Source organism: Flavobacterium sp. CFBP9031 (genome assembly GCF_034044945.1).
Classification (GTDB): domain Bacteria; phylum Bacteroidota; class Bacteroidia; order Flavobacteriales; family Flavobacteriaceae; genus Flavobacterium.
Genome location: NZ_JAXCWF010000014.1, coordinates 71,334 through 84,981, shown reverse-complemented (window position 1 = coordinate 84,981; position 13,648 = coordinate 71,334). Strand labels below are relative to the sequence as shown.

At 34.1% G+C, this 13,648-nt stretch carries 11 protein-coding genes and 2 pseudogenes; 2 read left to right on the top strand and 11 right to left on the bottom strand.

Annotated features, from left to right (window positions below):
- Positions 1–39 precede the first annotated feature (39 nt).
- Positions 40–1,968 carry a BatA and WFA domain-containing protein gene (locus SOM12_RS20635; protein ID WP_320495205.1) on the bottom strand — a complete coding sequence of 643 codons (1,929 nt, stop codon included), beginning with the start codon at positions 1,966–1,968 and terminating at the stop codon, positions 40–42.
- Between the two features lie 229 nt (positions 1,969–2,197).
- Here SOM12_RS20635 and SOM12_RS20630 point away from each other — a divergent pair, with 229 nt between their 5' ends.
- Complete coding sequence (locus SOM12_RS20630) at positions 2,198–3,310, top strand: lactonase family protein (RefSeq protein WP_320495203.1); 1,113 nt, start codon at positions 2,198–2,200, stop codon at positions 3,308–3,310.
- 146 nt (positions 3,311–3,456) lie between these two features.
- Here SOM12_RS20630 and SOM12_RS20625 read toward each other — a convergent pair whose 3' ends face one another.
- From SOM12_RS20625 to SOM12_RS20610, 4 genes and pseudogenes are all read right to left on the bottom strand, one after another.
- Positions 3,457–4,803 carry a DEAD/DEAH box helicase gene (locus SOM12_RS20625; RefSeq protein WP_320495202.1) on the bottom strand — a complete coding sequence of 449 codons (1,347 nt, stop codon included), beginning with the start codon at positions 4,801–4,803 and terminating at the stop codon, positions 3,457–3,459.
- A 102-nt stretch (positions 4,804–4,905) separates the two neighbouring features.
- Entirely contained in the window at positions 4,906–5,670 is a 765-nt protein-coding gene (locus tag SOM12_RS20620; RefSeq protein WP_095929984.1) for a TIGR02757 family protein, read from the bottom strand.
- Between the two features lie 119 nt (positions 5,671–5,789).
- A pseudogene (locus tag SOM12_RS20615) lies at positions 5,790–6,239 on the bottom strand (ABC transporter ATP-binding protein); the annotation flags it as partial.
- 216 nt (positions 6,240–6,455) lie between these two features.
- Positions 6,456–6,668, bottom strand: a pseudogene (locus SOM12_RS20610) (ATP-binding cassette domain-containing protein); the annotation flags it as partial.
- Positions 6,669–6,987: 319 nt separating this feature from the next.
- Between SOM12_RS20610 and SOM12_RS20605 the strand changes: the two are divergent.
- The gene (locus SOM12_RS20605) at positions 6,988–7,272 is read left to right on the top strand and encodes a hypothetical protein (RefSeq protein WP_095931743.1); all 285 of its coding nucleotides are present in this window, start codon (positions 6,988–6,990) and stop codon (positions 7,270–7,272) included.
- Positions 7,273–7,318: 46 nt separating this feature from the next.
- On the opposite strand, the gene SOM12_RS20600 is transcribed toward SOM12_RS20605, so the two are convergent.
- The 6 genes from SOM12_RS20600 to SOM12_RS20575 form a co-directional block, all read right to left on the bottom strand.
- The gene (locus tag SOM12_RS20600) at positions 7,319–10,099 is read right to left on the bottom strand and encodes a T9SS type A sorting domain-containing protein (protein WP_320495200.1); all 2,781 of its coding nucleotides are present in this window, start codon (positions 10,097–10,099) and stop codon (positions 7,319–7,321) included.
- 353 nt (positions 10,100–10,452) lie between these two features.
- A complete protein-coding gene (locus SOM12_RS20595; RefSeq protein ID WP_095931741.1) occupies positions 10,453–10,755 on the bottom strand; it encodes a DUF6787 family protein in 303 nt (100 codons plus the stop codon).
- Positions 10,756–10,786: 31 nt separating this feature from the next.
- Positions 10,787–11,227 (bottom strand): DUF6146 family protein, encoded by a 441-nt coding sequence (locus tag SOM12_RS20590; RefSeq protein ID WP_320495199.1) that lies wholly within the window; start codon positions 11,225–11,227, stop codon positions 10,787–10,789.
- 202 nt (positions 11,228–11,429) lie between these two features.
- Positions 11,430–11,993 (bottom strand): DUF937 domain-containing protein, encoded by a 564-nt coding sequence (locus SOM12_RS20585; RefSeq protein ID WP_095931739.1) that lies wholly within the window; start codon positions 11,991–11,993, stop codon positions 11,430–11,432.
- A gap of 177 nt (positions 11,994–12,170) precedes the next feature.
- The gene (locus tag SOM12_RS20580) at positions 12,171–12,521 is read right to left on the bottom strand and encodes a hypothetical protein (protein ID WP_320495196.1); all 351 of its coding nucleotides are present in this window, start codon (positions 12,519–12,521) and stop codon (positions 12,171–12,173) included.
- Positions 12,522–12,614: 93 nt separating this feature from the next.
- Positions 12,615–13,565: a D-2-hydroxyacid dehydrogenase gene (locus SOM12_RS20575; RefSeq protein ID WP_320495194.1), complete on the bottom strand. Its 951-nt coding sequence runs from the start codon at positions 13,563–13,565 to the stop codon at positions 12,615–12,617.
- Between the last annotated feature and the right edge of the window lie 83 nt (positions 13,566–13,648).

The window sequence follows — 13,648 nt, the reverse complement described above, 5'->3', positions numbered from 1 at the left end:
TTTGTAAAAAATAAAATGCCTTTAAAACAAACGCGAATTCTATTTCACAAATTTTATAATTGCCATTTCTAATGCTAAAAATAACAGTGCAAAGATAACAAACCATTTCCAAATTTGGCTGTCTGTTCGTTCTGTTTGTAGTGTATTAAAAATGGTTGAAATGGTATCGGCAGTTTTGAAATCAGAAACTACATTCGTGTTTACTTGACTCAAATCGCTTTCCGTTCTTTTGTAATTAAAACTGATATTTTCAACCCATTCTTTTTTGTCAAAAACACTATAATTTCCAGCGGTTTCAGGAAAATCATTGAATGTTAATTTGACTTTATTATTTAAAATCTGCTGAATCGGAATAAAAGAATCGTCTGTTCCTTTAACTTCCAAGATAGCATCTTTAGTCAATAAAACATCTACAAAGTAAGGCTGATTGTTACCGATTGTCAAAGCATTTACACCCGTTTTCTGATTGTTCTGAGCGATTTTATAAAATAACGGAACAATTAAAGGCGATTGCTGAAAATTGGAATTTGTACTATTTATTGGCGCGGTAAAAACCGTTATTCCAGAAACTTGATTTTGAACAGCAGTTACAAAAGCAGTTTGGTCTTCAAATGAAAGTACAGCTGGATAAGAACTCGAAACAGCAAACGAACTACTTACTTTTGGATATTGAAAATTGGTTATTTTGTTTTCGAAAACGCCTGAAAATAAAGGATGGTCGAAATTAATTTTAGTGATTAATTTGCTGTTAGTTTCTAAATTTCCGAATTGAATTTTTCCAAAATTCCCCAATAATGCATTTAAGCTCGAAAGAGAAGTTTTCTCAGATGGAATGACAACCAAATTTCCGCCTTTAGAAACAAAAGCTTTTAAAGTCGTCTGCAATGCCTGCGGAATATCAATTAATTCGTTTAGAATAATCGTATTTTGTTTTTCTAAACTATTATAATCTAAAGAGCCAATTGGGTAATTGTTGTAATTGAATTCTGCCGAGGTATAAATTCTCGATAAGAAGTTGCTTTTTTCAGGTTCGCCAATACTGATAACGTTTGTTTTTTTGTTTTTAGAAATGCTGAAAAACAATTTGTTGTCATAACTTAAACCGTTATCTTCAATTGCAACATATCCATGAAAAGCTTCTTTTGGAATGGTGAAATTTATTTTCTTTTTCTTCGTGTCAAAATTGATAATCGTTTTGGCGATCAGTTTATTTTGATTGTATAAGGCTGTAGAAACCGGTTTAAAATCTTCGCCATAAGCAGACAAATTAATGCCAATTTCGTAGAAGTTTTCTAAAGTCTGGTTAATATAAACGCTGTCAATAGAGACATTGTTTTTCTGTTCTGCTTCTGGAACTATGAAATAAGGTTTTTCTTCAAAATCAATATTTGCAATATCTTTTTCTTTTAAACCAACGGCATCTGTAATAATGACAATATCTTTTTTATGAGCCGATTTATGTGCTTTAATTTTAGCTGTAATGGCTGAAAGATCAAAAGAAGTTGCGCTGTATTTTAGATTTTGTAAAGCGCTTTTAGATGATTTTATATCCGTATTCCAAAAGTTTTCGGTGTTTGTTAAAAGCGAAAATTGAGTGTTTTCTGGAGTGTTTTCGAGTAATTCCTGAACAGCTCTTTTTAATAATTCGCCCTTTTTGCCTTTAGCCTGCATACTAAACGAATTATCTAAAACGATATACATTTTGTTTGAAGCATTTTTGCTGTCGGTAGCTTCAAAAAAAGGTTGCGCAAACGCAATAATTGCGCAAGCAAGCAATAATAAACGTGTTGCTAATAAAAGACGTTTTTTGATTTTAGAACTCTTTCGAGTCTGAATGGCAAGTTCTTTTAAAAATCGAACATTGGTGAAAAAAGAAGTTTTAAATCGTCTTAATTGAAATAAATGAACCAAAATTGGAACAATCAATAAAAACAGAAAGTATAGAATTTCGGGATGTTTAAAATGCATTCTGGCTTCGATTTACTTCACTACGTTTTGTTTTTCGCGAAGATGCTGGTCAAAAATACGAATTAAAAATTATTAAACCATATAAGTTCATTTAAGAGATTATAGGTAAAGTCTAAAGCTTATATTTCTTATGTACGTGAAAAAAATGTAACTTTTGTAATTTCTTGTAATAAAGAGACTGTTTCAAATAGATATATTGTTTATTTTAGCTAATTCAAAAAAACAAATTATGAAAAAAATATATTTAATCTTGTTTTCCGCTTTATCCATAACAGCTGTTAAAGCTCAAAATAAGTTCAATTTATTAGTTGGAACTTACACCAATACCTGCCAAAGCAATGGTATTTATGTTTATGAATTTGATGCTTCTACTGGCGAATATAAATTAAAAAGTTCTTCTGAGAATGTGGTAAGCCCAAGTTATTTATCTGTCTCTGCAGATAATAAGTTTATCTACGCAGTGAACGAAAATGGAACACAAAGTACAGTAAGTTCATTTTCATATGATTCAGCATCTGGAAAGACCAATTTGTTGAATAAAAATGATGCTTTAGGAGCAGATCCGTGTCATTTAATAAATGATGATAAGCATGTAATTGCAGCCAATTATTCTGGCGGTAGTATCGCGGTTTTTAAGAAAAACACAGACGGAAGTATTACTGAAGTACAGCAGTTAATCCAGCATGAAGGAAAAGGACCAAACGCAGCGCGTCAAGAAAAAGCGCATGTCCATATGGTTGTTTTTTCTCCAGATAAAAAGTTTGTGCTTTCGAACGATTTGGGTTTAGATAAAGTATTTATTTATAAATATAATCCAGCAGCTAAAAACGAAATCTTGATATTAAAAGGAAGTGTTGATGTAAAGCCAGGAAGCGGTCCTAGACATTTGACTTTCAGTAAAGATGGAAAATTTGTGTATTTAGTTCAGGAATTGGATGGAACTTTGACAACATTAAGCTGGGATAAAACAGGAAGTCTGAAGGTAGTTGCAGAAACAAGCATTCTTCCAAAAGACTTTAAAGGAGGAACGGGAGCAGCGGCAATTAAGCTTTCGCCAGACGGAAACTTTTTATATCTTACCGATCGTGTAGACGCCAATGCAATTTCAGTTTACAAAATTCTTAAAACAGGAGCTTTAGAATTGGTTGAACAGCAAAGCACTTTAGGAAAAGGACCAAGAGATTTTGCGATTGATCCAACAGGAAATTACCTTTTAGTAGGACATCAATATACTAATGATATTGTTATTTTTAAAAGAGATATCGCAACAGGAAAACTGACAGATACTGGAAGAAGAATCCAATTATGTTCTCCAGTAGGACTTCTATTCACGAAAATTTAGAAAAAAGGTTCTAAGGTTCTAAGTTGCTAAGATACTAAGAGAAAAGGCTCAAAAGATTAAATTTTAATCTTTTGAGCCTTTTCTCTTACTTGTGAATAAAAAAAACTTAGAACCTTAGCAACTTAGTACCTTAGCATCTAAAAAAATTATTTTTTCTTCTTCTTCTCGTTTCTTGTCTTCAACATATTTCTGTTAACAGAACCGTGAGTTTTCTTTTTGGTTTTTGAAGGACCACCAAGATTTACTTTTTGGTTCTTTTTAGATTTTTCATGGAAAGCGCCATCACCTTCTAGTTTTGGTTTTTTCATTAAAAACTTTCTTGGCAATTTGTCTTTTTCAGCTTCGATCAGTTTTGCTGAAATTTCGACTTCTTCAGGGAAATCAGCGATTTTAAGCTCCTGATCCATTAAAAGTTCCGTTTCAATTTTGAATTCTTCTTCTCTTGGAGTAACAAAACTAATTGCAGTTCCCGTTGCGTCTGCACGACCTGTACGACCAATTCTGTGCATGTACAATTCTGGCTCTTCTGGAAGTTCAAAGTTAATTACGTGCGTGATGTTAGAAATATCCAAACCTCTTGCCATAACGTCAGTTGTAATTAAGCCACGAAGATTTCCTTCTTGGAATTCTGCCATTGTGCTCAAACGGTAGTTTTGAGATTTGTTCGAGTGAATTACTCCAAATTGTCCTTCAAAAAGCTCATCAATACGATTGAAAAGCATATCTGAAATCTTTTTGTTGTTTACGAAAACCAAAATACGACTCATACTTTCATCGTTTTCCAGTAAATGTTTTAAAAGGTTTACTTTGGTATTGAAATTCGGAACATTATAAGTAAGCTGCGTAATTTTTTCCAGCGGAGTTCCTGATGGTGCCAATGTAACTTCTTCAGGAAAATCGAAATAATCATTTAATAAATCATCAACTTCATCTGTCATCGTTGCAGAGAACAAAATGTTTTGGCGTTTGGTTTTCATCATCGCAAAAAGCGAAGTCAGTTGTGGTCTGAAACCTAAATTCAGCATTTCGTCAAACTCGTCGATCACTAGTTTTTGTGTTTCGTCAAAACGAACAACAGCATCAAGTGCTAAGTCCATTGTACGTCCAGGCGTTCCGACTAAAATGTCAACACCTTCGTAAACGGCCTTTTTCTGCGTATTGATGTTTACACCTCCGTAAATACCCAACGTTTTAACCGACATATAGGTAGTCAGTTTTTCTACTTCTTCAACTACTTGAACCACTAGCTCACGAGTTGGAACTAGAATTACAATTTTCGGCGTATTGGTATGGGTAAATTTATAAAGCTTTAAAAGAGGTAGTAAATAAGCAAATGTTTTACCGGTTCCGGTTTGTGCAATTCCCATCATATCACGTCCAGACATGATTACAGAAAAAGATTTTTCTTGAATAGGAGTAGGCGTAACAAATCCTAATTCGTCAACTGCTTTTTGTAATGATTTTGGAAGATTAAATTTTTCGAAAGTGCTCATTTGCTTTTAATTTTGTGCAAATGTACGTTAAATTCGTGGTTTGTTTAGCAAATTCTTAAAATCATCTAATAATTTGTTAGTCTAACTGTTTAATTTTCAATATTAAAACCCTTCAAAAACCCCTAATCCGAACAAGGCAAAATCGTATTTTACAGGATCTTGCGCGTCCATTTTTCTTAATTTGGTATCTAATTCCAATAAAGCTTTAGCATCATTTTGCTTTCGCGAAAGAATGCCAAGTTTGCGGGCAACATTACCCGAGTGAACGTCTAGCGGACAAGATAAAACGGCAGGAGAAATGCTTTTCCAGATTCCTAAATCGACACCTTTTGCATCTTGGCGAACCATCCATCGTAGATACATGTTAATTCTTTTTGCGGCCGAATTGTTTAACGGATCTGAAATGTGTTTTTGAGTTCGCGCCAAATGATCGGTTTCAAAGAATATCTTTTTAAATTCGCTGATGCTTTTCTGCAAACTGTCTTTTTCCTGATTTTTAGCAAATACATTTTCCAGTCCGTTATGGTTTTGATAGATATTTTTTAAGCCTTTTATAAAGCCAGCAAAATCATGTCCGTTGAAAGTTCTGTGCACAAAGGTTTCTAGTCTTGCCAAGTCTTCGTCAGAATGTGACATAACGAAATCGTAAGGTGTGTTGCCCATTAATTCCATCATTTTATGCGAATTCTTGATAATCATTTTGCGGTTTCCCCAAGCAATAGAAGCGCTAAGAAAACCCGCAATTTCGATATCTTCTTTTTGAGTAAAGAGATGCGGAATCTGTACAGGATCACTTTCTATAAAATCCTGATTGTTATATTGAATGACTTTTTCGTCTAGAAATTCTTTGAGTTCTTTTTGGTTCATTTTAAATGAAATATTCTTTTATGTTCGAGTGCCCTAGCCCTGATGGGAGGGAAAATCCTTTTATGCCGGGGTTCGGCATAAAAGATTGGAAGGACAGCAGGAAAAAGCTCCTAATTAACTTAATTGCTAATTTGTCCGTCGACCATTACTAATTTTCTATCAGCCATATTGGCCAATTCTTCGTTGTGCGTTACAATGACAAAAGTCTGTCCGAACTCGTCTCGAAGCTGAAAAAATAATTGGTGCAGGTTTTCGGCAGAATGTGTGTCCAGATTTCCAGAAGGCTCGTCGGCAAAAATGACATCTGGTTTATTGATTAAGGCTCTTGCAACTGCTACACGCTGTTGTTCTCCGCCCGAAAGTTCGCTAGGTTTATGGTTAATTCTGTGTGAAAGACCAAGATAGTTCAACAGTTTTTTTGCTTCTTCTTCGGTTTCAGCGGTTTTTTTGCCTGCAATATGAGCTGGAATACATACATTTTCTAGCGCTGTAAACTCAGGTAGGAGCTGATGAAACTGAAAAATGAAACCAAGATTTAAGTTTCTAAAATCGGATAAAATTTTGTCTTGTCTGCTTTTCTTTTTAAAGTAACGATTGTAATACCCTAATAGTAAAATAATGGGCATAAGTAATATTCCCCAATTGATATAACCCAAAATATCATTCTCTATTTTATTTCTAAAAAACAATAAAAAACCTGCAAGCAGAATAATATAGAAAGAACCTAACCAAGTGATGATTTTGAATGCTTTTTCTTGATTTGAGCTATTGTTTTTAATGTTTTGTAACTCGAGTACATTTTTACCATTAATGGTTAAAGATGAATCGGGATTATGATCTGGTTTGTCTAGTGTTCCTAAAATTTGCAGTAATGTAGTTTTACCAGCGCCCGAAGCACCAACGATAGAAACAATTTCGCCTTTTTTAATATGTAAATCAACTCCTTTTAAAACTTCAAGTTTGTCGTAAAATTTATGTATGTTTTTTGCGTGTATCATGTAGTGAAACTGTTTTTACAAAGAAACGAAGATTATGGTCAAAATCAAATTCCAATATGTGAAAATCAAATTCCAAATTTCAAAACCCCAATTCCAAAAGGAGCGAAGCGACTTTTAGAAAATCTAAAATCTAAAATCTAAAATCTAAAATCTAAAATCTAAAATCTAAAATCTAAAATCTAAAATCTAAAATCTAAAATCTAAAATCTAAAATCGGTACGTAAATTGATATGGGAATAATGGAAATTAAATTTAGAAAAGAGATAATAGAATTTCGTGAATTATTTTTAATTTCGATTAACTTAAAAATGAATGTGTTATGCAAGATTTAGAAGTTGCAGAAGATAGCAGAATGTCAAAACTACTTATAGGGCTGGTTTTGGATGGAATTGGTATGATTTCTTTTTCGATTCCGTTTCTGGGTGAGTTTTCAGATGTGGTTTGGGCTCCTATTGCTGCCATAATTATGGCAAGAATGTATAAAGGAAGAGTAGGGAAGGTTGCTGGTGTTTTGACTTTTCTTGAGGAAATACTGCCTTTTACAGATGTGATTCCGTCTTTTACCTTGACTTGGATTTATACTTATTTCTTTCAGAAAAAATAAAAAAAAGACGGTTTTAGGCCGTCTTTTTTAATTGCTTTAGTTTTAACTATTGAATGATTATTTTTTTTACGTATTGTGTTTTCTTAGTCTGCGGATTTACGACTTTAATCAAGAAAACGCCTTTTGAATGCAATTGGATTGTTTCTTGTGTGCCTCCTTTAATTTTTTGCTTTACTAATTCTTTTCCATAAATATCGTAGATCTTAAGATCTAAAATTTCTGCTTCTTCATTATCAATAAAAACAGAGAAAGATCCGTTGCTTGGAATTGGCCAGACATTAAAAGCATTGTTTTTAATTTCTTTAATACTATCGTCTGTTCCTAATGTCAAGCTTTGCCCGCTTATAACATTCACTTTTCTTTTCATTGTACCACCTTCAGAATCTGTTACGGTAAATTCAAAAGAGCATAATCCGTTTGAAGTTGGTGTAAATGCAACCACATCTGTATTTAGAATTGCATTTCCGTTTACTACATTCGAAATGGCATAAGAAACGCCACTTGTAAATCCTCTTGACAATTTTTGAATATTAATGTCAATTTTAGTTCCGTCTGGAGATTCGTAATGTGGCAGTGACATCCATTGTAAATACTCGTCTAAATGAGTATAGCCATCTAAATTAGGATCGGCATTTGCATCTGAAAAATCTCCAATTGCAGAGTTTACATTGGTTCCTATGATATTTTCCCACCAGTTTGGCAATCCATCTTGATCGCTATCCCAATTAGCATCTCTCACTACAGTCGGATAGTTTTCGAAACCACCAACATCTGCTTCATTATCTGGAAATCCAGGTTTGCCTGTTACACTTCCGACAGCAGAATACGTTCCGTTTAATGTCTCTGAAATAATTCTTTGGTCATGTTCGTCAAATTCTGGCTGGGTGCATCCAACATCGGAAAGAACAATTTTATAAGCATTTTTAGCCGATTGAGTTGTTACATAAGAAGGGAAAAAAGGTGTATTTACGAAATTCTCATAAGGAACTGTATTTCCTGATGCTTTTCTTCCAGCAGTTTGGTTGGATTCGTCGAAATAGCCAGGCATTACATTTCCGTTAAAATAACATTGCTGCATTCCGGTTCCAACACCTTCATTTTGCTGATTAAAAGCAACAAATATTTTTGAACCAGCCCCAGGTTTGTAATAGTTGTTTACAAAGTTAACTTCTTTGGTTCCTCCGTCTGTGGTTCTTCCTCCCCAGTTATAAACGACATTATTGGTAATATCCATTTTTCCTGCATAAGCGCCATTTCCGTCCAATCCGCCGCCAAGACTCCAATTTCTGCCATAACAATGTGCTAAAAGATTATGATGGAAACTTCCGATATCTCCACCAATTGTAGCAGCATATCCATGTTCTGTTCCTGTTGGATAATTTTGATGATTTGCTGCATTTAAAGCCTCAGAAATAAGTGTTCTCTGAAGGGTGATATTTTTTCCAGATCTAGAACTGAAAGATTCGTCAATAGTCCAGCTGATAGAGCAGTGGTCGATAATGCTATTGTCTGCACCTGTTAATCCCATTCCGTCAAAAGTAGGTCCTGCACCAACTCTAACACGCAAATTTTGTACAACAGCATCGTTTCCTGTTACGCCAAAAGGAGCAGAACGAATGCAGATTCCTTTTCCTGGAGCGGTTTGTCCGGCAACTGTTACGTAAGGCTGGCTTAAAACCAGACGTGATTGCAATTGAATTACACCAGAAGTATTAAAGACAATTGTTCTCGGTCCAATATCGTTTGTAACGGCTTCACGAAAACTTCCTGGTCCGCTGTCGTTTAGATTAGTAACGGCAACAACTTTTCCGCCACGTCCTCCACGTGCAAAACGGCCGTATCCTTCAGCGTCAGGAAAAGCAAGCTGTGCGGGACGAAAGCGCCAAACATTTCCTTTTTCAATTCCATTTGATAAAACTTCATCAACACGCCAATAATAAGTTGCTCCCGTATACAATCCGTTTACCTGATAAGAATTGTTGGCTAAAGCTTGATTTCCTTTATATTCTGGTGAAGCTGTCGTTGCGTTATCAACCGCTGTTGGATCTGTTCCAAAATAGATATTATGTGAAACAGCTCCCGACCCAGCAGTCCATTGCAACAATTTTCCGCCAGATACTAATTCTACATGTTCGTTGTTTTGTTTTGGATCTGGATTTATAGCTTGATGAGAAATATTGGGTGTGTTTAATTCAAAACCATTAAAAATGAAGTTTTTAACATTTTCTGTTCCCGAAGTTTCTGCAGCGATTAAAATTACGACATCGGTTCCTGCTGTAGCTTGAAATCTTAAATAAGAAGACGCTGCGTCAGCTGTTTTAGTTGCTCTTACAGTTGGAATTAAATTATTGACCACTACATTTCCATCTACAGAAATATCAATTGGACTAAAGGTATTTGTGGTTGGGCTGTCTACATTGTTGAAGAAAGCTAATAAGGTATGTTCTCCTGTGGCTAAACCGCTTATTTTGAGTTCGATTTGAGCGCCAAGATTTGCTGTTGTGCCTTTTACTGTAAGTCCATCACAGACCAATCTTGCGTAATAAGGGGCTTGAATTCCTGCTTTGTACCAATTGGTTCCTAAGTTGTCTCCATTAGTTCCGGTGCGACTAATTGTAAAAGTAACTCCATTTTCGGTATAAGAACTAGTGTTTCCAGAAGCAATTACCCAAGCGGTGTAATCGGGATCATTTACTTCGGCTTTCGGTCTTCCTGATTGGTCAAAGTCGATTTTTACAATCGGATTTTGAGCAAAAACCTTGTTTACGGGTGCAATGAGACAAATCATCACCACCATAAGGGAGGATTTAAAGTAATTTTTCAGCATGTCAAATTGTGGTTTGGTTAGTAAGTAATAATTTTTGTTAGAAACATTAATTGTTTGATTATCAAGTTTAATAAATGCTTCTAACTATTGTAAAGTTTGTTATTACTTAAAATATAACTATCCTGCACCATCCTGTTCTGTATAGTGATTAAATAAAAAATTGGCATAAAAAAAATGTTATGTATTTTTTTTATGCCAATTTTTTAAATATGTAATGTTTGATAAATGCAGGGATTGATTAAACTGCAGTTTCAAAAATAGTAAACGGTCTAAAAAATGAAATTAAATAAAATTTTAGCTTAAGAGACGATCTTAACCAGAACGGTTTTTTTATTAAGTGGGTAAAAGCGGAGTTATTCTTTGAATAAAAATCCTAGTCCCATATTTTTAAGCATTTTCTTTTCGAAGTTCCAAAAGAATTTAAATTGCCCAAAAATAGTTCCAATCGCAACTAGTAAAACTTGATAGATAGGGAAGATAATAATAAGGCGAATGAGTGTAAACCAGCCACCAAAATCTTCTTTAGTAATACCCAGCAAAACACAGAAAGGTTTAGAAAGCCACGCAGATGCCGATCCTGTGATGGCAAAAACGATAAATATAATTATGGCTTGTAAATTTGAGGTAATTCCCCAGCGTTTTTTTAATCTGTTCATTGCTATTTGTAATGATTACAAATATAGTATATTATCTTGACGGAACATAGCCCCAAAGCTTTTGTTTGTAAGTATTTTGAAAATAAATCATGTAATTGTAAATTAAGTAATTTACTTCGTAGCCATAATGAATGTCTGGGCGATAATCAATAGACATTTCGTATAACCTTGGGCTATAACGTTGTGGCTGTAGAACACGATTATTCCATTCTGTTACATACAAATAGTTTTTGTTTTCAAGGTATTGTAAAGAGTAATAGTTTCGTGGATAGGCTCGAGAGGCAAGCCAGGTTGAGAATCCGTTATCGATTATAATGACTTCGTATTCTAATGAATCGTTTGCAATTCTAATGGTATCGTTTACCTTTTTATTTGATGCAGATACAGTATCAGTGCTGGCAATATTCTGCGAAGTTGTAGAACATGCAACAATGGTAAGTAGCACAATTAATATGGAAATGCATTTTTTCATGAATTAAATTTACGAATAAATGACGAGATGAGGATGGAGTTTAACATGATTCTAACTTGTTAAGATAGTAAGATGCTAAGATTCTAAGATATTAAGTTTTTATTTTCTTGTGAAAAAAAAGTGGTTTGCATAGCAAACCACTTTAGAATATCTATAAAAAACTTAGCATCTTAGAATCTTAATGTCTTAGTGTCTTACATCTTTACTTGCTCCCAAATAGCTTTCCAATAAATCCTGCGATTCCTCCTTTGCTTTTGGTAACTACTAATACATCTGCAACATCAACTTTTCCGTCGTTGTTTTGGTCAAGGCCAAATTGCATTCCGTATTTAGAAATAGTATCCATTATTCCAGATGCTTGTCCGCTGTTTCCTGAAATGGAATTTATAATATCAGAAATTTGAAAACTGCTATCGTTTGGATCTTTTGCTTTATTTACTAAAGAGCCTAAAATCTGTGGAATCAAATTGGAAGCAACTCCGCTTGAATCGGCGCTGCTTAATCCGAATTTTTGACCAAGACTTCCGCTTAATTGCTGTTGAATTTGCTGTACAACAGGGTTTGAGCTGTCAATGGGTGTGTTTCCGTTAAATAATCCGGCAATCTGATCTGTATTTCCTTCAGAAACAATCTTTTTTAATCCTTCAAAAATAGAACTGCTTGTTTCGTTTATTACGGCTTCATTATGTTCGTTTGGGACAGCGTTATTGTTTACCACAGCGTCGCCTCCGTATTGCTGTACTAATTGGGTTAATTGTTCAAACATGATATTTAAGGTTTAAAATTATACGCCAAAATTAATAAAAAAAGAAAGTTATTTACTACAAATTAGTAAAAAATACATTTAAAGATACTCTATTTTTTACTTAGTAGGGTCGACAACTTCAATAAATTCTACATAAAACTTATTTATATTGCCTTAAATTAAAGTCAGTGTTAAGATTTAGTGCTTTAGAGTTTTTACTTTGCACCAGGTTGTAACATCTTCAGGATTAAATCCAGGACAATTATTAACGTTCTTTTTAGGAAAAAACAAAACATCATTATCAAATGTGCTCAAATTGAAATAATAGTTGCTGTAATCTTCTCCATATCTCCACACATCGCTAGAGCCTTCATTGCCAACTGTTTCATTAAAAGTAAAAATGGAAGATTGTTTTGGAATAAAATATTCCTTCTCAATAATAAGCGAAAATATATTGCCAAAGATAGAGGTGAAGAACAAAGCAATTGCAATTATAAATAGAATCACACGAACGATCCACTTGCGTTTAGTTTTTTTGTTTGTATTCATAGTATACTTTTAGTATTGGCGAAAGTATAAAAAAGAAAGGGATTTACTACAGATAAGTAGTAAATCCCTTTAATCGAATTTAATCTATTTTTACTAGCTCAACAAAGTAATAATTTGTGAAGCCAATTCAGTACCAATTCTATCTTGCGCTTCTCCAGTAGCTGCTCCGATGTGTGGAGTCAAAGAGATTTTAGAGTGCATTAAGATTGCCATTTCTGGTTTTGGCTCGCTTTCAAAAACGTCTAAACCAGCAAAAGCAACTTTTCCTGAATCTAAAGCTTTTACTAACGCCACTTCATCAATAACACCACCACGAGCACAGTTTACAATTCCAACACCATCTTTCAAGATTTCAAATTCTTTCTCTCCAATGATGTATCCGTCTTGTGCAGGAACGTGTAGTGTAATGAAATCTGCTTCTTTAAATAAAGATTCTAAAGATTGAGAAACAATTTTAGTTGTGATAGACTGTCCGTCAAAAAACTCAACTTTTACATCTACTTCTGGGATAAAACTGTCGGCAGCGATAACTTTCATTCCTAAACCAAGAGCCATTTTTGCTGTAGCTTGTCCGATACGACCAATACCAACAATACCTAAAGTTTTTCCTCTTAATTCAGTTCCGTTAGCGTAAGCTTTTTTCAAACCATCAAAGTTTGAATCTCCTTCAAGAGGCATATTTCGGTTAGAATCATGTAAAAAACGAACACCAGAAAATAAGTGTCCAAAAACCAACTCAGCAACAGATTCTGAAGATGAAGCTGGAGTATTAATTACATGGATTCCTTTGCTTTTAGCATAATCCACATCGATATTGTCCATACCAACACCACCACGACCGATGACTTTGATTCCAGGACAAGCATCGATAATATCTTTACGAACTTTAGTTGCGCTACGAACTAAAATTACGTCAATGTTATTTTCATTTATATAGTTAGCTACTTGTTCTTGAGCTACTTTTGTTGTGATAACTTCAAAACCACCTTTTTCTAAGGCTAGAATTCCGCTTTTAGAAATTCCGTCATTTGCTAATACTTTCATTGTATTTATTGTTTATTTGGTTAATCGTTTAATTGTTTAATCGATAAACCAGCTATTTGATTTTTCTTTTTTGATATTTTAAA